Below are 19,764 nucleotides of genomic sequence, written 5' to 3' on the forward strand. Positions count from 1 at the left end.
AGTGTGGCAAGAGTCAATCAGCCGTGGAAATGGGGTTTTGTCTTTTTGATGTATAATTACTGAGCAGATCGTTTTCGATGTGGCTGCTGCGAAATGGCGCGGTGATTTGCAGACGGATCAGGAAATCCAAATCAATCACGCGGTAAGCCACGCCCGTGGCACGCGCTGCGGTTTCAACCTGAAATTCGGTTGGGTCTTCGCGCCCGTCCGTGTCGATCAAGATCACCATGGGCGCGCGATCCAATAGCGCGCCGTAAAACAAGGCCTGTTGCAAACTGTCGAGGGACGAGCGGCGATCATCCAACCCGATTTCGATGGCATGGGTGTCTGTGACGCAATCCACCCGCACATAATGGGCGCTGTCGTTCAAGCTATAGGGCAGGCGCAATTCGGCCTCACCGCCAAGCAGCATCGCGCAAACAATCGGGATCAGGTCAGCCTCATTCATGGAGGCCATGTTAACATTTGTTAACAGGCACGGCGAGACTAATTGCCCGCTTTGGTTAAAGGGTTAACAGCCGCGCGGGCAAGTCGGCAAAGCGGCGCGCGCCAATCTGCGCCATGTTTGAAATCATGTCTTTGCGCAAGAGGTCAACCAAATGGTCAGGGCCATCCGCGCCAAGCGCACCGAGCGCATAATGCCACGCACGGCCCATCATGACGAAATCTGCGCCAAGGGCCAAGGCGCGCAAAATATCCAATCCACCCTCAATCCCACTGTCAAAAATGAGGGGCAGGGTGATGGCTGGGCGAATGGCGCGCAGGGCGTCAAGCGCCGCAGGCGCACCATCAAACTGACGCCCCGCATGGTTCGATACCCAAATCGCGTCAGCCAGATCATCGGTTTGGGCTTGGGCCGCGACCTCAGACTCCATCACGCCTTTCAGGATCAACGCGCCGTGCCATTCCTCGCGCAAAATGCGCAGATAGTCCCAATCTGGGGCGGCGCGTAGAAGGTAACCGATATGCGCGGTTGAGGGCAGGGTGCCGCCCGTCATTTCTTTGGGCGCATAACCATCCATCAGCCGCATCCGTGGCATCCCGTGTTTTAGGGTGCCAAATGCCCAAGACGGGCAGCGCGCCACCTGTAGCGCAAGGCGTGGACTGAGGCGCGGGGGCTGTGTCAGCCCGCCCCGCGTCTGCCTTTCTCGGCGGCTTGCGGCAGGCACATCCACAGTCAACACCAGCGTGTGAAACCCTGCCCCTTTTGCGCGCGCAAGCATATCGCGCCGAATGCCTGCATCGCGCGGCGGATACATCTGAAACCACCCTTGATTGCCAATGTGATCTGCCACTTCTTCGGGGGTGCGGGTGGCCACAGTCGAAAGGCAGTAGGGCATCTGCGCCCGCGTGGCGGATGCTGCCAAAATCCGCTCTGCATCGGGCCAGACAAGGCCTGACATCCCCACGGGCGAGATGCCAAAGGGCTGGGGATAGTCCCGCCCCAAGAGGCGGCAGGAGAGATCAGGTGTAATTTCCCCGCGCAAGGCTGCGGGCTGCATCAAGACGGCATCAAGCGCGGCGCGATTGCGCCGCAGCACGGACTCGCTGCCTGTGGCGCTGTCGAGATATTCCCACACGAAATGCGGGATCCGCGCACGGGCACGCGATTTGAGATCGCTTAGGGCGGGATAGCGGCTGTGAAACTGCGTCATGGCGGCGATCCTGTGCGCAAAATTTAACCCTTGTAAACCCTGACATAAGGTTTTGCGAACAATTACAGAACATATCTTTTCGAGCCGCGCGAATATCGCTATGGTTCCGCTCATGAGCAGTTCTGAAAATAACACCCTTGCCGCCACCGTTCCCCTGTCGCAGAGGGCCGCTGCCCTGCGGCCCATGCCCTATTTGGAGGGGTTGAACCCAGAGCAGCGCAAGGCCGTAGAAACCTTGGACGGCCCCGTGTTGATGTTGGCGGGCGCAGGCACGGGGAAAACCCGCGCCTTGACCGCGCGGATTGCACATTTGATTTCCACAGGCCGCGCCACGCCGCGCAGTATTCTGGCCGTGACCTTCACCAATAAAGCCGCGCGCGAGATGCGCGAACGCGTCAGCGCGGCCCTTGGTCATCCAACCGAAGGCATGGCGTGGCTTGGAACGTTCCATTCGATCTGCGTTAAACTGTTGCGCCGCCATGCCGAATTGGTTGGGCTGAAATCCAATTTCACGATTTTGGACACGGATGATCAAATCCGCCTGCTGAAACAATTGATCGAGGCCGAGGGCATTGACGCAAAGCGTTGGCCCCCACGGATGTTGGCGGGGATCATCGATCATTGGAAAAACCGCGCATGGCGTCCCGATACGCTGCCCGCCGCTGAAAGTGGGGCCTTCAACGGCAAGGGGCCAAAGCTATATGCGCTTTATCAACAGCGGCTTGCGGCACTGAATGCCTGCGATTTTGGCGATTTGCTGTTGCATATGGTAACCATCTTTCAGGCGCATGAAGATGTTTTGCAGCAGTATCAGCGCCAGTTCGCCTTTATTTTGGTTGATGAATATCAAGACACCAATGTGGCACAGTATTTATGGCTGCGTCTTTTGGCACAAGGGCATTCCAATCTTTGCGTGGTGGGGGATGATGACCAATCCATCTACGGATGGCGTGGCGCCGAGGTGGGTAATATTCTGCGCTTTGAGGCAGATTTCAAAGGGGCCGCCGTGATCCGCCTAGAGCAGAATTACCGCTCGACTGGCCATATCCTAAAAGCCGCCTCTGCGGTGATTGCGGGCAATTCGCAGCGCCTTGGCAAGGAGTTGTGGACAGAAGGCCAGGATGGCGCGCCTGTGCGTCTGATCGGCCACTGGGATGGCGAGGAGGAGGCGCGCTGGATCGGCGAGGAAATTGAGGTGCTTGGCATTGGCACGCGCGGATTGCGTGCAATTGGCCCCGAGGAAATCGCCATTCTCGTGCGCGCTTCGCATCAGATGCGCGCCTTTGAGGATCGTTTCCTTACCATTGGCCTGCCCTATCGCGTCATCGGTGGCCCGCGCTTTTACGAGCGGTTGGAAATTCGTGATGCCATGGCTTATTTCCGCCTCGTGATCAGCCCTGAGGATGATCTGGCCTTTGAGCGGATCGTGAACACCCCCAAACGCGGGCTTGGCGACAAAGCACAGGCCACCATCCATGAAATCGCCCGCCAAAAGGGTGTCAGCCTTTTGCAAGGGGCGGCGATGGCGGTGGAAAGTGGCGCGATTGGCGGCAAGGGGGGCAAGGAATTGGCCCGTTTCGTGCTGCAGATCGCCCATTGGCGCAATCTATTGCGCGAGGGTGTGGTTGCAGGCCCCGCCCCCGATGATCTGATCGAGCGCGAAAACCCCGAAGGGCTGAGCCATATCGAATTGGCCGAAACGATTTTGGAGGAGTCGGGCTACACCGCCATGTGGCAAAACGACAAAACCCCCGAGGCCCCGGGGCGGCTTGAGAACCTCAAGGAATTGGTCAAGGCGCTTGAGCAATTCGAAAACCTGCAAGGCTTTCTCGAACATGTCAGCCTGATCATGGATAATGAGCAAGATGATGGTCAGGCCAAGGTCACTTTGATGACTTTGCACGCGGCCAAAGGTCTGGAATATCCCGCAGTCTTTTTGCCAGGTTGGGAAGACGGCCTGTTCCCAAGCCAGCGTGCGATGGATGAAGAAGGGATCAAAGGATTAGAGGAGGAGCGCCGCTTGGCCTATGTGGGTATCACACGGGCCGAGGAGCTTTGCACAATTTCCTTTGCGGGCAATCGCCGTGTTTATGGCCAATGGCAAAGCCAGATGCCCTCGCGCTTTATCGATGAATTGCCCGAAGCCCATGTCGAGATTTTAACCCCGCCAGGCCTTTATGGTCATCAAAGCCACGGAATGGGGCAGTCTGCGTCACCTGTTTCTCAAATGCAGATTGCCTCGAACCTGCTAGACCGCGCAGCGCAGGCCGATGCCTATAATTCACCTGGGTGGCGGCGCTTGCAGGCGCGGCAGGAGGAATATGGCCTTAGCCAACCCCGCGAAAGCAAGCGCGCGGGTTTTGACGAGGCGGCAACGGTTCCATTTGATCTAGGCGAGCGCGTCTTTCACCAAAAATTTGGCTATGGGGCAATTACCGCGATTGAGGGTGACAAGCTTGATGTGGCTTTTGACAAGGCAGGCGTGAAAAAAGTGGTGGCGCGCTTTGTTGTTGCGGCGGACAGCGCGGGCGATCAGCACTTTTAAGCGCAGCTCATCTTAGCATTTCGAAAATAAAAAAGCGGTGATGCCAAGGGAGGAGGAGGCATCACCGCTTCTTTTTTTCAACCACATCCCCAAGGGAGGAGGGAGAGGGCGCAGTTGTGGCGGCGCGGATCCTAAGGGAGGAGCGGATTCTTGCCGTGATACGGCCCCAAAGGAGGAGGAGGGGCACGTCCTTGCGGGTCTTTCGACCCTTGTTCTTGCGAGAACCACTAAGGGAGGAGGAAGTGGTTCCCGCTAAATCCCGCGCTTCAAGGGAGGAGGAGAAGCGAGAGATGTTCCCGTGTTTCAGGCGTAACGCCCGTAAGCAGCCTCAAGGGCGATGTTGCGCAGGTTGCTGCGCGCGATGCCCAAATCGGCCAGCTCGCGGTCGCTCAGGCTATTCAGCTCATCAAATGTGCGCTGATAGACGCGGCGGGCTTTGATCGCTGCGGTCAGGTGGGATTTCATTTCCCCCAGACGTTCGGCGAAGCTCAAGCTCGGTGCGTGGCGTGTGGCAAGATAGGCCATTTCAGTGTTCCTTAGTTCATATTCATAACCGCTCGCGCTTTTGGGTTATCCGAAGCGCTTTGGTTCCAAGCCGTGTTGGCTCGACACGGATGAATGTAGGTAATTGCTGCGATTGCACAATAGGTCTTCTCATCAATTCTGCTATGCAGCAAATGCATAGCAAATGCTGACCTATTTCATAATTTTATCACTTTCGTAATTTTTGCCTATTTATGGGCAAAAGAGGGGGTTGCAGCCGCGCATGCGCCGCGCGACATAAGGATGAGTGAGCCAAAACGTGGAGTTGCCGCCCAATGTCGGACGGAAAGTCGCAGATCACCCGCGCAGAAGTTGATGCATTTTTGGCACAGTTTGCCCTTCCAGACGGCGGAAATCTGATTTCGCGGGATATGGTTCGGGCGTTGCGAGTCGAAGATGGCCGCATCACATTCATCATCGAAGCAGAAACGCCGCAGGCGGCGCGGGCTCTCGAGGGGTTTCGGGCGGCGTTGCAACAGGCCCTTGAGACGCGGGCGGGGATGAGCGCCGTTTCAATAGCCCTGACCGCACCGACCCAAGCCCCGCAGCAAGCCCCGCACTCTGCGAAACCTGCGCCCGATGCCCCCCCAAGTCTGAAAATCGGGGGCCATGCCAAGCCGCAATCGGAGCCGATGAACCCCAAGGGCGTTGCGCGGATCATCGCGATTGGATCGGGCAAAGGGGGTGTTGGGAAATCGACATTATCTTCTAACCTCGCCGTGGCCCTTTCGCGGCAGGGGCGCAAAGTGGGCCTGTTGGATGCAGATATCTATGGGCCCTCACAGCCGCGGATGATGGGTTTGACCAAGCGCCCCGCTTCGCCAGATGGCAAAACCATCCTGCCTTTGCACAATCATGGCGTCACATTCATGTCGATTGGTCTGATGCTGCCCGAAGAAAAGGCGGTTGTTTGGCGCGGGCCGATGTTGATGGGCGCGTTGCAGCAAATGATGACCCAAGTTGATTGGGGCGAATTGGATGTTCTTTTGGTCGACCTGCCGCCTGGAACGGGGGATGTGGCGATGACGCTGTGCCAGCGATCAAAGCTGACAGGTGCGATTGTTGTCTCCACCCCGCAGGATGTGGCCCTTCTGGATGCGCGCAAGGCGCTTGATATGTTTGCCACTCTCAAGACCCCCGTTTTGGGTCTGGTCGAGAATATGTCGGGCTTTGTTTGCCCCGAATGTGGGCATGAGGCGCATATCTTCGGGCAGGGCGGCGTGGCGGCTGAGGCCGAAAAGATGGGGGTGCCGTTCTTGGGTGCTTTGCCGATCTCCCTTGAAACACGCTTGGCGGGGGATGCAGGCACGCCGATTGCCGCCAGCGAGGGCGCGGCCGCCGAGGCCTATGCACAATTGGCCGCCCGTCTTGTGGCGGGTGGTATGGCATAATCACCTAAAAACCAAAGGTGATTCGTGTAATTAGGTGCGAAAATGCGCTGATTTTGCGAGATCTGGCGCGGTTGGATGAAAATTTCCCCCATTTCGCCCCAAATCGAAGGCCGCCCCGAAAATCAAGATATTGTGGTTGAGATTTTCCAAACCACCCCATGCAGGGGTGGTTTTTCCGTTTTGGCACAAGATGCTGCAATTTTCAGACCTTTAGAGGCACATCTTGGGGAAAATTCCCAAAAAAAGGGATTGATTGGGAAATATTTCCATGAGACAAAGATGACACAGCAAAAGAGACGCGCCCAGAACCTGAAACAGGCGGGCGCATATAATAAAAAAGAACTCTAGGCAGGTGTTCATACAGGCATCTCAATTGCTGAAGCGCCGTTGCGTAAGCGAGCAGACCATCCCCCCAGATGTGCTGCGCAATTGGCCCCCGATGACGGGATGAGGGCGGCGGATCGGGCATAAAACTGTCTCGGTCCGCCGTTGTCGTTTCACGGGTCGGGAAAGTTTGAAGATGTTACGGGGAAACGGCCATTGGGGCCATAACGAGGGCAGGGCAGTGGAGCGCAGGTTTCAGGGCGAGAGCCTGAACAAGGTGGACGGAAAGGGCCGAATTTCGATTCCGGTCAAGTTTCGCCGTGTGCTTGCCAATTCCGATGCCAAGGCCACGGCGGGCGCTTCTCCGCGCCTTTATATTGCCTATGGCGACAAATCGAAGAATTACCTTGAATGTCTGTCTGGTGACGCCTTCGACCAAATTGACGCGATGATCCGCCGCGCGCCCTTGGGCACGCCTGTGCGCCGCGCCTTGGAATTTCTTTACTATCAGAAATGTGATGAAACCACCGTGGATGACACGGGCCGTTTGGTTCTGCCTCAAGCCGCGCGCGACAAGATCGCGCTTGCCGATGAGGCGCTGTTCCAAGGCATGGGCGACAAGTTTCACATCCTCAACCCAAGCGATGCAAAAGACGCTGAGGCGCAAATTGATGCGTTGATTGACAGTCTTGCCCAAGGTGACGAGTTCTTTGATCCGCTGTCCCTCGTGGCTGGTGGTGTCGGAGCGATGGATCATGACGGGGGCGTATGATCATGGCGGCGGCCAAGCTCAACGAACCCGCGAGGGCAGAGGGGCCGCATATCCCTGTTCTATTGGATCGGATCTTGGCCGAGATCGCACCCGTGTCCGGGGACTGGCTCGATGGAACTTTCGGCGCTGGTGGCTACGCCCGTGGCTTGCTTGATCGGGGGGCGGCATCGGTGATTGGTGTCGACCGCGATCCTCTGGCGCTTGAGATGGCCGAAGCGTGGCGCGCTCAATATGGTGACCGTTTAAAATTGGTTGCGGGCGAGTTTGGCGATCTCGATGTTCATGCCCGTTCTGTGGGCTATGATGCGCTTGACGGCGTTGTGCTGGATCTGGGCGTTTCATCTATGCAGCTTGATTTGGCCGAACGTGGCTTTTCATTCATGCGCGATGGCCCGCTTGATATGCGCATGAGCCAAGCAGGGATGTCCGCCGAAGATCTGGTGAATGAGGCGCCCGAGGCGCATTTGGCGGATATCTTGTATCATTACGGCGAAGAACGCGCCGCACGGCGCATTGCGCGCGCGATTGTCGCCGCCCGCAAGGGCGCGCGCATCACCACCACTGCCGCCCTTGTCAAAATCGTTGAGGGCTGCCTACCGCGCCCTAAGCCCAATCAAAGCCACCCCGCAACGCGCAGCTTTCAGGCTTTGCGCATCGCTGTGAATGATGAATTGGGCCAATTGGTTAAGGGTCTTTTGGCCTCAGAGCGTATCTTGCGCGAAGGCGGCATTTTGGCGGTGGTCACCTTTCATTCGTTGGAAGATCGGGTGGTCAAACGCTTTATACAATTGTGCAGTGATACGGGCGGCGGCGGGTCGCGCTACGCCCCAGAGCGCGCGCGCCAGACCCCCAGTTTCCTGCAAAATACCCGCAAGGCCATCGCACCAAGCCCCGAGGAAGCCGCACAGAACCCCCGCGCGCGCTCGGCCAAGTTGCGGTTGGCTGTGCGCAGTGGGGCAACCGCCCCCGCCCCCCTTGATTTTAGTGCTTTGGGCCTGCCCCCGTTAGAGGTAACATAATGCGCGCTTTGATGTCCTTATTCACAGCAATTGCCGTTATTGGCCTTGGATTTTGGGCCTATCAGCAAAATATCCTTACCCAGCAAGTCGAACGCGAAGTGGCGCGCCTAGAGACCGAGATTGCCGCCCATCACGAACGGCTTGCCATTTTGCGGTCGGAATGGGCCTTTCTCAATCGTCCGGATCGCTTGCGCGCATTGGTCGATATGAATTTTGATCGCTTGGGGCTGTTGCCGATCCAGCCAGATCAGTTTGCCACCATTCATGAAGTGTCTTTCCCTGATCCTCTGGCCGCGCTGACGGAGGCAAGCCTCGTGTGGGATGAGGCAGTGCTGGAGGATCAACCATGAGCGGTCAACGCATCCCTTTGCGCCCGTTGTCGCGGGTAATCGAGGCGCGCCAAAAGGGTGAAAACCCCGATTATATCGAGCGCGAAAACCTGCGCCAACGCCACGAAGCGGAGCGGGACAAATTGCGCCTGCGGGCTGAGGGGCGAATTTTGGTCGTGGCTTTGTGTTTTTTGCTTGGCTTTGGCGCGGTTGGCGTGCGCATGGGCGCCTTGGCCGCCTCCGAACCGCAAGAGCCTGGTGTGACCTCTGTTACAAGCGCAATTCAGACCGCCCGCGCGGACATTGTCGATCGGCAGGGGCGCATTTTAGCCACCAATCTTTTGACCAATGCGCTTTACGCCCACCCCCATGAGATGGTCGACCCGCTTGCTGCGGCTGAAGGTTTGGTCGAAATCTTCCCTGAGATGGACTATGACCGCTTGGTCGCGCAACTGACCTCTGAGCGCCGCTTCCTTTGGTTGCGCCGCTCCATCAGCCCCGAGCAGGAACAAGCGGTGCATGATCTGGGCGAGCCTGGCTTGCTCTTTGGCCCGCGCGAAATTCGGCTTTACCCCAATGGCGCGATTGCCGCGCATGTTTTGGGTGGCGCAGGGTTCGGGCAAGAGGCCGTGAATGCTGCAGAAATCGTAGGTGTTGCGGGGCTTGAGGCGCAGTTTGACGCCGAATTGCGCGATCCTGCCCGTGCGCATACGCCGCTGCACCTGTCGATGGATTTGGCCATCCAATCCGCCACCGAGGAAGTTCTCGCCTCTGGCATGGGCTTGATGAATGCGCGCGGCGCTTCGGCGGTGTTGATGGATGCCCATACGGGCGAGGTGATCTCACTTGCAAGCCTGCCTGATTTTGACCCTAATGCGCGGCCCCGTCCGCTGACATCGGGCAATGATCCGAGCCAAAGCCCGCTCTTTAACCGCGCGGTGCAGGGCGTGTATGAGCTTGGGTCTGTGTTCAAAATCTTCACCATGGCGCAGGCCTTGGAATTGGACATGGTGACGCCTGAGACATCAATCGACACAACCAGCCCGTTGCGGATTGCAGGGTTTAACATCCGTGACTTCCATAATTACGGGCCACGCCAAACCGCGACCGAAGTGATTGTGCATTCCTCAAACATCGGCACGGCGCGTATTGCTGACGAGATCGGGCCAGATCGCCAACGCCTGTTCCTCGAAGATTTGGGCTTGCTTGAACCAACCCCCCTAGAGATTGTCGAGGCCCCAACGGGCCGCCCGATGATCCCCGCGAGATGGGAACGGCTATCAACAATGACTGTGTCCTACGGCCATGGTTTGTCGATATCGCCTTTGCATTTGACGGCGGGATTTGCCGCGATGGTCAATGGTGGCACGCGGGTTGCGCCGACATTGATCGCACAGCGAGGCGCGCCGCAGACGGGTGCGCGCATCATTTCCGAAGACACCTCTGCACAAATCCGTGCCATGATGCGTGCCGTGGTCGATGGCGGCACAGCCAGCCTTGCCGAAGTCGAAGGCTATGAGATGGGCGGGAAAACGGGCACGGCCGATAAGCCCAACCCATCGGGCGGCTATTATGAGGATCGCGTGATTGCGACCTTCGCAGGGGCCTTTCCAATGAGTGACCCGCAATATGTGATTGTCGTCACCTTGGACGAACCTGAAATTGTCGCCCTTGGCGAGACGCGCCGCACCGCGGGCTGGACGGCTGCGCCAGTGGCCGCAGAAATCCTGCGCCGCGTAGGCCCTTTGCTGAATTTGCAACCACGTGGTGCAGCAGAGATTGCGCAAAGTGGGGTTTCTCAGCTATCGAGTCATATCGAGTGATTTTGCCAAACCGACCAAAGGATTAACCCATGCCTGCGTCCCATCGCGATGAGACAGTCCGCCTTTCATCGCTTGGGTTGACCCCAACGCGGGGTGGGGATGTGGCGGTGACGGGTTTGTGTCTTGATAGCCGCAAGATCAAACAGGGCGAGGTTTTCGCGGCCCTTTCAGGCAGCCATGCCCATGGGGCCAGTTATGCGCAAGCGGTTCTTGCCGCGGGGACTTCGGCGATTTTAACCGACCCTGAGGGCGCAAAGATCATTGGTGATCTTGGCGCTGACCACAATGCCAGCCTGGTTGTCGTGGCCGAGCCGCGCGCGGCATTGGCGCAGGCTGCTGCCCTTTGGTTTGGTGCGCAGCCTGACACCATGGTCGCAGTAACAGGCACCAATGGGAAAACCAGTGTCGCAAGCTTTACCCGTCAGATTTGGAACGCCTTGGGTTTTGATGCGGTTAATATCGGCACCACGGGCGTGGAGGGCAGTTTTGCCGCCGCAGGCACCCACACAACGCCCGATCCTTTGACCTTACACGCCTTGTTGCGCGATATGGCCGCGGCGGGGGTCACCCATGCCGCGATGGAGGCCTCGTCACACGGGCTTGATCAATATCGCCTTGACGGTGTGCGCTTGGCCGCGGCGGGTTTTACCAATTTCACCCAAGATCACCTCGACTATCACGGCACGATGGAGGCCTATTTCGAGGCCAAAGCGCGCCTCTTTCGCCAAGTTTTGGATGAAAATGGCACTGTCGTGGTCAATCTCGATGATCCCAAAGGGGCGGCCATTGCCGCCATCGCCGAAGCGCGAGAGATTGAAGTGATCACTGTGGGTGAGGATGCGCCAAATGCACGCCTGCGTATTACGGCGCGGCGCTTGGATGAACGGGGTCAGGATTTACTCTTTACATGGCAAGATGACCCTTTTCGCGCGCGGCTGCCCCTCATTGGTGGGTTTCAGGCCATGAATGTCTTGGTCGCGGCGGGTTTGGTGATTGCGACAGGGGCCGCCCCTGACGCGGTTTTTGCTACGTTGCCGCGCCTAGAAGGCGTGCGCGGGCGGATGCAGCTTGCCGCAACCCGTACCAATGGCGCGCCTGTTTTTGTCGATTATGCGCATACGCCTGATGCGTTGCGCACGGCGCTTTTGGCGCTCAGGCCGCATGTTATGGGGCGGCTGCATGTCGTCTTTGGTGCAGGCGGGGATCGCGACCGCGCCAAGCGCCCTTTGATGGGGGCCGAGGCTGCCGCCCATGCAGATTGCATCACTGTCACCGATGACAACCCCCGCAGCGAAGACCCCGCCGCCATTCGGGCCGCCATTCTTGAGGCCTGCCCGCAGGCCCGCGAGGTCGGCGATCGCGCCGAGGCAATTTTGCGCGCCGTGGCCGATTTGGCGCCAGGCGATGCGCTTTTGATTGCGGGCAAGGGGCATGAAACAGGGCAGATTGTCGGTGACGTTACCTATCCGTTCGATGATCTCGAACAGGCAAGCCTTGCCGTGAGCGCATTGGAGGGTCAGCAATGAGCGCGCTTTGGACATCAGCCGAGATTGCCGCCGCCACCCATGGCCGCGCGCATGGGCCAGATTTTAAGGTCACGGGCATCTCAATTGACACCCGCAGCCTTATGGCAGGGGATTTCTTCGTGGCCTTATCTGCCGCGCGGGATGGCCATGATTTTGTGGCAGATGCCTTGGCCAAAGGTGCCGCAGGCGCGTTGGTCAGCCGCATTCCTGACGGCGTTGCACAAGATGCGCCCCTGATCCTTGTAGAGGATGTGCAAACCGCGCTTGAGGATTTGGGGGGCGCAGGGCGTGCGCGTATGACGGGGCAGGTGGTTGCCATCACGGGGTCGGTTGGCAAAACCACCAGTAAAGAAATGATGCGCGCAGCCCTCGCACCCTTGGGGCGGGTGCATGCTTCGGTTGCCTCCTATAACAATCACTGGGGCGTGCCTTTGACTTTGGCGCGGATGCCGCGCGAGATGGATTTCGCGGTGATTGAAATCGGCATGAATGGGCCGGGCGAAATCGCCCCCTTGGCGCGCATGGCGCGGCCCCATTTGGCCATTGTGACCACTGTTGCCGCCGCCCATCTAGAGGCATTTGGCAGTCTTGAGGGGATCGCCCATGAAAAGGCGAGCATCTATGAGGGGCTTGAGACAGGTGGGATCGCCCTTGTTAATGCCGATGTTGAGACGCGCGCCATTTTGCAGGACAAAGCAACTTCCTGTGCCGCCCGCGTCCTTCGTTTTGGCGAGGCCGAAACCGCTGAGGCGCGCTTGGTTTCGGTCGAGATTATCGAGGATCGCACCATTGTCTCAATGGTCTTTGACGGGGAAACGCATCTGTTCAAGTTGAACACCGCAGGGCGGCATTTGGCGCTGAATGCGGTGGCCGTTATGGCCAGTGTTGCTGCTTTGGGAGGGGATGTGGCGCTTGCGGCCCTTGGTCTGTCTGATTGGCAAGCCGTAACAGGGCGCGGCACCCGTGAGCGTTTGACCCTGTCAAATCGTCATGCCCATGCCGGCGAGATTGAAATGATAGATGATGCCTATAATGCCAATCCCGCCTCTATCGCAGCCGCGCTTGATGTTCTGGCTTCTGCAGAGGCGCGCCGCCGTGTCGCGGTTTTGGGCGATATGTTGGAATTGGGCGCACAAGGCCCCGCGATGCACGCAGAATTGGCTGATCTTGCAAGTATCGCCAAGATCGAGCGCATTCATACAGTGGGCGGCTTGATGGAACATTTGCATGAAGCCCTGCCAAGCGACAAGCGCGGGCTGCATTGCGAAACCGCCGATGAGATGGCGCGCGCCCTGCCCAAGACCCTCGAAGAGGGCGATATTGTCCTTCTGAAAGGTTCAAACAGCGTAAAACTTGCGCGCGTGGTTGACGCATTGCGCAATCTCGGGCAATCCGTTTAGGAACGCTAAGGGGAGAACCGCCATATGTTGTATTGGCTCAGCGAATTGTCAGATGGCGGCGACCTCTTTAACCTGTTCCGCTATATTACCTTCCGTGCAGGGGCCGCGTTTTTCACAGCGCTGATCTTTGGCTTTATCTTTGGCCGCCCGCTGATCAACGCGCTGCGCCGCCGCTATGCCAAAGGACAACCCATTCGCGAAGATGGGCCTGCGCATCACATCGCAACCAAGGCAGGCACGCCCACGATGGGGGGCTTGCTGATCCTTGCGGCGCTGACGCTGTCCACGCTGCTTTGGGCGCGGCTTGATAATGGCTTTGTCTGGATTGTCCTGGGGGTGACTGTGGCCTTTGGCCTGATCGGTCTGGCGGATGATTGGGCCAAGGTCAGCCGCCAAACCACGGCGGGGCTTTCGGGAAAATTGCGCTTGGCGCTTGGCTTTGTGATCGCGACTGTGGCCAGCATTGCGGCCTCAGTTTTGCACCCTGATGATCTGACGCTGCAACTGGCAGTGCCTGTGTTCAAAGATGTGCTGATCAATCTGGGCTATGTCTTTATCCCCTTTGCCATGATTGTGATTGTGGGCAGCGCCAATGCCGTCAACCTGACCGATGGTTTGGATGGCTTGGCCATCATGCCCGTGATGATCGCCGCAGCCACGCTTGGCGTGATTGCCTATGCGGTGGGGCGGGTCGATTTCACGGAATATCTTGATGTGCATTACGTGCCGGGAACAGGCGAATTGCTGGTGTTTTGCGCGGGTCTTATCGGCGGCGGTCTTGGGTTCTTGTGGTATAATGCCCCGCCCGCAGCCGTGTTTATGGGGGATACAGGCTCGCTCGCCTTGGGTGGGGCTTTGGGTGCCATTGCCGTTGCTACAAAGCACGAAATCGTTTTGGCCATCGTGGGCGGCTTGTTCGTGGCCGAAGCGATGAGCGTGATCATCCAAGTTCTCTATTTCAAACGCACAGGCAAACGCGTGTTTTTGATGGCCCCCATCCATCACCATTTTGAGAAAAAAGGCTGGGCTGAGCCGCAAGTGGTGATCCGCTTCTGGATCATTTCCCTTATCCTTGCGCTTATCGGCCTTGCGACACTGAAACTGCGCTAACAAAGCAAGGAGCGGTCAGATGATCCCCGTCACTGGGTTTTCAGGTCAAAAAATCGCTGTTTTGGGCTTGGGCCGTTCGGGGCTTGCCACCGCGCGGGCGCTGCAAGCGGGTGGGGCGATTGCGCTTGTTTGGGATGATGGGCAAGAGGCGCGCGCGCGCGCCGAGGCGGACGGGTTTCTGGTCACTGATCTAACGAAGGCAGGCGCTCTTGAGGGCGTGTCGCGCCTGATCACCTCGCCCGGTATCCCCAATCTCTACCCTGCGCCGCATCCCGCAATTTTGGCCGCCTATCGCGCCAATGTGCCCGTTGATAATGATGTGGGCCTGTTTTTCGCGGCGCTTGGTCAGGCGGATTGGGCGCAATTTGACCGCCCCCCGCGCGTGGTCGCGGTGACAGGGTCAAACGGGAAATCGACAACCTCGGCGCTAATCGCCCATATTTTGGATGTTGCAGGCGTATCTGTGCAGCTTGCGGGCAATATTGGGCGCGGCGTTTTGGATATTGATCCGCCCGAAGATGGGGGGGTGGTTGTGTTGGAGTTGTCCTCCTACCAAACCGAGCTTGCCCGCGCCCTGACGCCCGATATCGCGGTCTTTACCAATCTGTCAGCGGATCATTTGGATCGTCATGGTGGGATGGGAGGCTATTATGCGGCCAAGCGCAGGCTTTTTGCCGAAGGTGGCCCAGATCGCGCCGTGATTGGGATTGATGAGGTTGAAGGGCTGTCCTTGTCCAATCAACTGACCCAAGGGGCAGGGGATGATCGGGTGATCCGCATCTCCTCTGCGCAGAAATTAGACGGCACGAATTGGGATGTCTTTGCCCGTAAAGGCTGGCTGTCGGAATGGCGCAAGGGGCGTCAGGTGGCCTCTATTGATTTGCGCGATATCGCGGGGCTTGCGGGCGCGCATAACCATCAAAACGCCTGTGCGGCCTATGCGGTGGCCCGCGCGCTTGGCCTTGCGCCGCGCGTGATCGAGGACGCGTTGCATTCCTTCAAGGGTCTGCCGCATCGCAGTCAGGTTTTGGGCGAACTGCGGGGGGTGCGTTTCGTCAATGACAGCAAGGCCACCAATGCCGATGCCGCCGCCAAAGCGCTTGCCGCTTATCCGGCCATCCGTTGGATTTGTGGCGGGCTTGAGAAAGAGGGCGGGCTTGATGTGGCACGGCCACATTTCGGCTCGGTCAAAAAGGCCTATGTCATTGGGCGCGAAGCTGCAAAATTTGCCTTGAATTTGGGGGATCTTCCTAAAGAGATTTGCACCGATATGGCCACCGCCGTGGCCCGCGCTGTCGCCGAGGCCGAGCCGGGCGATGTGGTTTTATTGGCCCCTGCCGCCGCTAGTTTTGATCAATACGACAATTTTGAGAAGCGGGGCGATGATTTTGCCGCCCAAGTTGCGCAAGTTCTTGCGCAATCGTAGGTCTGATGCGGCTTTCTCTGGCTTTTGGGAATAAATTTCGCTAATTTGCCCATGAGACCCGAAAAATCGGGCGGTTGAGGCAGTATCGGACGGTATATCCCATGACAGAAATGGCGCATGGCACAGTTCTTGTGCAATCAGGCGAAGCGGTTTTGCCCCGTTGGTGGCGCACTGTTGATCGCGGCACGATAGGCTGCATTTTGGCACTTTTTGCGATTGGCCTGTTATTGGGCTTTGCCGCATCGCCACCTTTGGCCGAACGCAATGGTCACCCGCCCTTTCACTATGTAACACGCCAAGCTATCTTTGGCGGCGCGGCGATGATCGGGATGCTGTTAGTGTCGATGCTGCCGTCTCTCATGCTACGCCGCTTTGCGGTGGTGGGGTTTGCTGGCGCGTTTCTATCCCTTTTGGCGCTGCCGATTTTTGGCACTGATTTTGGGCAAGGCGCTGTGCGGTGGTATTCGCTTGGGTTTGCTTCGGTGCAGCCATCCGAATTTCTAAAACCCCTCTATATCGTCACAGTCGCTTGGATGGTCGCCGCAAGCCAAGAATTGGCAGGCCCACCAGGCAAGCGCCTGTCCTTTGGATTAACCATTCTCATTGTTGGCATTTTGGTGATGCAGCCTGATTTCGGTCAGGCGGCCCTGATTTTGATGGGGTGGTGCGTGATCTATTTCGTTGCAGGCGCGCCCATTGTTCTCATGGTCAGCGTTGTGGCGCTTGCTGGGGTCGGGGGCATCTTTGCCTATCATGCCTCCGAGCATTTTGCGCGCCGGATTGATGGGTTCCTCAGCGCCGAAGTGGCCCCGAACACCCAGCTTGCCTATGCGTCCAATGCGATCCGTGAAGGTGGTTTTTTTGGCGCAGGCTTGGGCGAGGGTGCCGTGAAATGGACTTTGCCTGATGCGCATACCGATTTCATTATCGCGGTCGCTGCCGAAGAATATGGTGTGATCCTTGTGTTGATCATCATCGCCCTCTTCGCGGCAATCGCCTTTCGCAGTTTCCTGCGTTTGCTCAAAGAACGCGACCCGTTCATCCGCCTTGCAGGCACGGGTCTTGTGACCATGTTCGCGCTACAGGCGTTTATCAATATGGGCGTTGCGGTGCGGCTTTTGCCTGCCAAGGGCATGACCTTGCCCTTTGTGTCCTATGGCGGGTCTTCTATCCTTGCAACAGGTCTTGCTATGGGGATGATTTTGGCCCTTACCCGTGCGCGGCCACAGGGTGATTTGGCCGATATCTTTAGCAAACGGGGGCGTTAATCCGATGGGGACTCGAGGCGCGCGTCACGCTATCATCGCGGCAGGGGGAACGGGGGGGCATATGTTCCCCGCCCAAGCTTTGGCCGAGGCCTTGGTGCGGCAGGGGTGGCAGGTGACGCTTTCGACGGATGCGCGCGGCGCGCGCTATGCGGGGGGATTTCCCCATGTGGTGTCTGTGCAAACAGTGGCGGCGGCCACATTCGCCCAAGGGGGGCTGGCCGATAAACTTAAGGCGCCCTATAAGATCTTGGGGGGTATTCTATCGGCCTTGCTGCTGCAGCGCCGCCTTCAGCCCGATATTGTCATAGGCTTTGGCGGTTATCCCACCATTCCCGCATTGGCCGCGGCGTGGATCGCGCGGCGTCCACGGGCCTTGCATGAGCAAAATGGTGTGCTTGGCCGCGTCAATCATCTGTTTGCGCGGCGCGTGGATCGGGTGGCCTGTGGCACATGGCCCACGCGCCTGCCGGAGGGCACAAGGGCGGATCATATCGGCAACCCTGTGCGGGCTGCGGTGATGGCGCGCGCAGGCGCCGTTTATACACCGCCCGGCGATTGGCCCCTGTCACTTGTGATCATGGGTGGCAGCCAAGGCGCGCGTATCTTGTCTGAAATTGTGCCAAATGCGGTGGCAAAACTGCCCAAGGGGATTTTGGCGCGCTTGCGCGTGGCCCAACAGGCCCGCCCCGAGGATATTGATCGCGTCATCCGTGCCTATGATTATCTGGGTGTCACTGCCGAGGTGCAGCCATTTTTCGATGATATTCCCCGCCGGATCGCGGAGGCGCAATTGGTCATCAGCCGCGCAGGCGCGTCCTCGGTTGCGGATATTTCGGTCATTGGGCGGCCTGCGATTTTTATCCCCTTTGCCGCCGCCACCGCAGATCATCAAACCGCCAATGCTGGCCCTATGGTCGCTGCAGGGGCAAGCCTTGCGATTGCGGAACATGAGCTGAACGCCGACAGCCTCTCAGAAGCCATGCTTGAGGTTTTGGCCGACCCCGCACAGGCCCAAGCCATGGCAAATGCCGCGCTTGCGCAAGCCGTGCCAGATGCCACCGATCGTCTCGTTGCGATGGTCGAGGAAATTGCACCGAAAGGAAGATCATGAACGCCGCCGCCACAAAACTTCCCACACAGCTTGGGCCGATCCATTTCACAGGGATTGGCGGCATTGGCATGTCGGGTATTGCTGAGGTGCTGTTGAACCACGGCTATGCGGTGCAAGGCTCTGACCTGAAAGAGAGCAAGATCACCGAACGTCTTGCGGCGTTGGGCGCGCAGATCTTTATCGGACAGGCGGCAGAAAATTTGGACGGGGTCGAGGTGGTTGTGATTTCCTCCGCCATCAAACCGGGCAATCCTGAATTTGACGCGGCGCGCGCTCGGGGCTTGCCGATGGTGCGCCGTGCCGAGATGTTGGCAGAGCTAATGCGCCTGCGCTCGAATGTGGCGATTGCAGGCACGCATGGCAAGACCACCACCACGACCCTTGTGGCGACCCTGCTCGATGCGGGCGGCATTGACCCCACTGTGATCAATGGCGGCATCATCCATGCTTATGGCTCAAACGCCCGCGTGGGCCAAGGCGAATGGATGGTGGTAGAGGCCGATGAATCGGATGGCACCTTTAATCGCCTGCCTGCCACCATCGCCATCGTTACCAATATCGACCCCGAACATATGGAACATTGGGGCACGATCGAAAATCTGCGCAAAGGCTTTTACGATTTCGTCTCGAATATCCCCTTTTACGGGCTCGCGGTCTGCTGCACCGACCATGCTGAGGTGCAGGCGCTGGTTGGGCGCGTCACGGATCGCCGCGTGGTGACATATGGTTTCAACGCGCAGGCCGATGTGCGCGCGGTGGGCTTGCATTACGTCAAGGGTGTCGCGTATTTCGACATCGCACTGCGCGGCGAGGATCGGGTGATTGCGGGCTGCACCCTGCCTATGCCCGGCGATCACAATGTCTCAAACGCGTTGGCCGCCGTGGCTGTGGCGCGCCATTTAGGCATGAAATCGGATGAAATCCGCGCGGCCCTTGCGGGCTTCAAGGGGGTCAACCGCCGCTTCACCAAATTGGGCGAGGTGGGGGGCGTGACCATCATCGATGATTACGGCCACCACCCCGTGGAAATTGCGGCCGTTTTGCGCGCCGCAAGGCAGGCCAGCGAGGGGCGCGTGATCGCGGTGCATCAACCCCATCGCTATACCCGCCTGTCGAACCTGTTCGAAGAGTTCTGCACCTGTTTCAACGATGCCGATGTCGTGGGCATCGCCGAGGTCTATGCCGCAGGCGAGACCCCGATCGAGGGCGCATCCCGCGATGATCTGGTGGCAGGGTTGATCCGCCACGGCCACCGCAACGCCCGCGCCGTGGACCGCGAAGACGCGCTCGAGGCGCTTGTGCGCGCCGAGGCCAAATCAGGCGATATCGTGGTCTGCCTCGGCGCAGGCACGATCAGCGCATGGGCGCATGGCCTTGTGGGGCGATTGCAGAAATAGGTTTTCTATTTAGGTCTGAATTGAGCCACTCTTGACTCGAGGAACGGAGTCAGGGGTTTGGCAGCATGAAAGCGGAAGATATTCAATCGGCAGATGATCTAGGGGCGTGGCTTAAGGGCCTGCCA

General features: G+C 58.5%; 17 protein-coding genes. 14 read left to right on the forward strand and 3 right to left on the reverse strand.

The window, feature by feature from the left end:
* Positions 1–13: 13 nt before the first annotated feature.
* Together AAC621_RS10535 and AAC621_RS10540 are read right to left on the reverse strand one after the other, a co-directional pair.
* On the reverse strand, positions 14–448 hold the full coding sequence (locus tag AAC621_RS10535; protein WP_340255357.1) for a hypothetical protein: 435 nt from the start codon (positions 446–448) through the stop codon (positions 14–16).
* 55 nt (positions 449–503) lie between these two features.
* The gene (locus AAC621_RS10540) at positions 504–1,655 is read right to left on the reverse strand and encodes an alpha-hydroxy acid oxidase (RefSeq protein ID WP_340255360.1); all 1,152 of its coding nucleotides are present in this window, start codon (positions 1,653–1,655) and stop codon (positions 504–506) included.
* A 112-nt stretch (positions 1,656–1,767) separates the two neighbouring features.
* Between AAC621_RS10540 and AAC621_RS10545 the strand changes: the two genes are divergently transcribed.
* Positions 1,768–4,200 (forward strand): ATP-dependent helicase, encoded by a 2,433-nt coding sequence (locus AAC621_RS10545; RefSeq protein ID WP_340255363.1) that lies wholly within the window; start codon positions 1,768–1,770, stop codon positions 4,198–4,200.
* A 303-nt stretch (positions 4,201–4,503) separates the two neighbouring features.
* Here AAC621_RS10545 and AAC621_RS10550 read toward each other — a convergent pair whose 3' ends face one another.
* Complete coding sequence (locus tag AAC621_RS10550) at positions 4,504–4,725, reverse strand: DUF1127 domain-containing protein (RefSeq protein WP_317655235.1); 222 nt, start codon at positions 4,723–4,725, stop codon at positions 4,504–4,506.
* Between the two features lie 293 nt (positions 4,726–5,018).
* Between AAC621_RS10550 and AAC621_RS10555 the strand changes: the two genes are divergently transcribed.
* From AAC621_RS10555 to murC, 13 genes are all read left to right on the forward strand, one after another.
* Positions 5,019–6,134 (forward strand): Mrp/NBP35 family ATP-binding protein, encoded by a 1,116-nt coding sequence (locus AAC621_RS10555; protein WP_340255366.1) that lies wholly within the window; start codon positions 5,019–5,021, stop codon positions 6,132–6,134.
* Positions 6,135–6,266: 132 nt separating this feature from the next.
* The gene (locus tag AAC621_RS10560) at positions 6,267–6,482 is read left to right on the forward strand and encodes a hypothetical protein (RefSeq protein WP_340255369.1); all 216 of its coding nucleotides are present in this window, start codon (positions 6,267–6,269) and stop codon (positions 6,480–6,482) included.
* A gap of 172 nt (positions 6,483–6,654) precedes the next feature.
* Entirely contained in the window at positions 6,655–7,230 is a 576-nt protein-coding gene (locus AAC621_RS10565; protein ID WP_340255372.1) for a division/cell wall cluster transcriptional repressor MraZ, read from the forward strand.
* Positions 7,231–7,232: 2 nt separating this feature from the next.
* Positions 7,233–8,249 carry a 16S rRNA (cytosine(1402)-N(4))-methyltransferase RsmH gene (gene rsmH, locus AAC621_RS10570; protein ID WP_340255375.1) on the forward strand — a complete coding sequence of 339 codons (1,017 nt, stop codon included), beginning with the start codon at positions 7,233–7,235 and terminating at the stop codon, positions 8,247–8,249.
* 11 nt (positions 8,250–8,260) lie between these two features.
* Positions 8,261–8,599, forward strand: coding sequence for a cell division protein FtsL (gene ftsL / locus AAC621_RS10575; protein ID WP_340255378.1), 339 nt, complete (start codon positions 8,261–8,263; stop codon positions 8,597–8,599).
* Positions 8,596–10,401 (forward strand): peptidoglycan D,D-transpeptidase FtsI family protein, encoded by a 1,806-nt coding sequence (locus AAC621_RS10580; protein WP_340255381.1) that lies wholly within the window; start codon positions 8,596–8,598, stop codon positions 10,399–10,401. Before ftsL ends, AAC621_RS10580 begins: the two co-directional genes overlap by 4 nt.
* 29 nt (positions 10,402–10,430) lie before the next feature.
* Positions 10,431–11,927 (forward strand): UDP-N-acetylmuramoyl-L-alanyl-D-glutamate--2,6-diaminopimelate ligase, encoded by a 1,497-nt coding sequence (locus tag AAC621_RS10585; RefSeq protein ID WP_340255384.1) that lies wholly within the window; start codon positions 10,431–10,433, stop codon positions 11,925–11,927.
* Positions 11,924–13,327 carry a UDP-N-acetylmuramoyl-tripeptide--D-alanyl-D-alanine ligase gene (locus AAC621_RS10590; RefSeq protein WP_340255387.1) on the forward strand — a complete coding sequence of 468 codons (1,404 nt, stop codon included), beginning with the start codon at positions 11,924–11,926 and terminating at the stop codon, positions 13,325–13,327. Before AAC621_RS10585 ends, AAC621_RS10590 begins: the two co-directional genes overlap by 4 nt.
* Positions 13,328–13,351: 24 nt before the next feature.
* Positions 13,352–14,437 carry a phospho-N-acetylmuramoyl-pentapeptide-transferase gene (gene mraY, locus AAC621_RS10595; RefSeq protein ID WP_340255390.1) on the forward strand — a complete coding sequence of 362 codons (1,086 nt, stop codon included), beginning with the start codon at positions 13,352–13,354 and terminating at the stop codon, positions 14,435–14,437.
* 19 nt (positions 14,438–14,456) lie between these two features.
* Complete coding sequence (gene murD / locus AAC621_RS10600) at positions 14,457–15,863, forward strand: UDP-N-acetylmuramoyl-L-alanine--D-glutamate ligase (RefSeq protein WP_340255393.1); 1,407 nt, start codon at positions 14,457–14,459, stop codon at positions 15,861–15,863.
* 101 nt (positions 15,864–15,964) lie between these two features.
* Positions 15,965–17,131 carry a peptidoglycan glycosyltransferase FtsW gene (locus AAC621_RS10605; RefSeq protein WP_340255396.1) on the forward strand — a complete coding sequence of 389 codons (1,167 nt, stop codon included), beginning with the start codon at positions 15,965–15,967 and terminating at the stop codon, positions 17,129–17,131.
* A 4-nt stretch (positions 17,132–17,135) separates the two neighbouring features.
* The gene (locus AAC621_RS10610) at positions 17,136–18,242 is read left to right on the forward strand and encodes a UDP-N-acetylglucosamine--N-acetylmuramyl-(pentapeptide) pyrophosphoryl-undecaprenol N-acetylglucosamine transferase (RefSeq protein ID WP_340255399.1); all 1,107 of its coding nucleotides are present in this window, start codon (positions 17,136–17,138) and stop codon (positions 18,240–18,242) included.
* Positions 18,239–19,639, forward strand: coding sequence for a UDP-N-acetylmuramate--L-alanine ligase (gene murC / locus AAC621_RS10615; RefSeq protein WP_340255401.1), 1,401 nt, complete (start codon positions 18,239–18,241; stop codon positions 19,637–19,639). Before AAC621_RS10610 ends, murC begins: the two co-directional genes overlap by 4 nt.
* Positions 19,640–19,764: the final 125 nt, after the last annotated feature.

The sequence above is a fragment of the Roseobacter sp. HKCC-CH-9208 genome, assembly GCF_037805125.1.
Lineage (GTDB): Bacteria > Pseudomonadota > Alphaproteobacteria > Rhodobacterales > Rhodobacteraceae > M30B80.

Bases quoted from the DNA above. Each gene is read 5' to 3' on its own strand.
- AAC621_RS10535 (WP_340255357.1), bottom strand. From the start codon at position 448: ATGAATGAGGCTGACCTGATCCCGATTGTTTGCGCGATGCTGCTTGGC.
- AAC621_RS10540 (WP_340255360.1), bottom strand. From the start codon at position 1,655: ATGACGCAGTTTCACAGCCGCTATCCCGCCCTAAGCGATCTCAAATCG.
- AAC621_RS10545 (WP_340255363.1), top strand. From the start codon at position 1,768: ATGAGCAGTTCTGAAAATAACACCCTTGCCGCCACCGTTCCCCTGTCG.
- AAC621_RS10550 (WP_317655235.1), bottom strand. From the start codon at position 4,725: ATGGCCTATCTTGCCACACGCCACGCACCGAGCTTGAGCTTCGCCGAA.
- AAC621_RS10555 (WP_340255366.1), top strand. From the start codon at position 5,019: ATGTCGGACGGAAAGTCGCAGATCACCCGCGCAGAAGTTGATGCATTT.
- AAC621_RS10565 (WP_340255372.1), top strand. From the start codon at position 6,655: ATGTTACGGGGAAACGGCCATTGGGGCCATAACGAGGGCAGGGCAGTG.
- rsmH (WP_340255375.1), top strand. From the start codon at position 7,233: ATGGCGGCGGCCAAGCTCAACGAACCCGCGAGGGCAGAGGGGCCGCAT.
- ftsL (WP_340255378.1), top strand. From the start codon at position 8,261: ATGTCCTTATTCACAGCAATTGCCGTTATTGGCCTTGGATTTTGGGCC.
- AAC621_RS10580 (WP_340255381.1), top strand. From the start codon at position 8,596: ATGAGCGGTCAACGCATCCCTTTGCGCCCGTTGTCGCGGGTAATCGAG.
- AAC621_RS10585 (WP_340255384.1), top strand. From the start codon at position 10,431: ATGCCTGCGTCCCATCGCGATGAGACAGTCCGCCTTTCATCGCTTGGG.
- AAC621_RS10590 (WP_340255387.1), top strand. From the start codon at position 11,924: ATGAGCGCGCTTTGGACATCAGCCGAGATTGCCGCCGCCACCCATGGC.
- mraY (WP_340255390.1), top strand. From the start codon at position 13,352: ATGTTGTATTGGCTCAGCGAATTGTCAGATGGCGGCGACCTCTTTAAC.
- murD (WP_340255393.1), top strand. From the start codon at position 14,457: ATGATCCCCGTCACTGGGTTTTCAGGTCAAAAAATCGCTGTTTTGGGC.
- AAC621_RS10605 (WP_340255396.1), top strand. From the start codon at position 15,965: ATGACAGAAATGGCGCATGGCACAGTTCTTGTGCAATCAGGCGAAGCG.
- AAC621_RS10610 (WP_340255399.1), top strand. From the start codon at position 17,136: ATGGGGACTCGAGGCGCGCGTCACGCTATCATCGCGGCAGGGGGAACG.
- murC (WP_340255401.1), top strand. From the start codon at position 18,239: ATGAACGCCGCCGCCACAAAACTTCCCACACAGCTTGGGCCGATCCAT.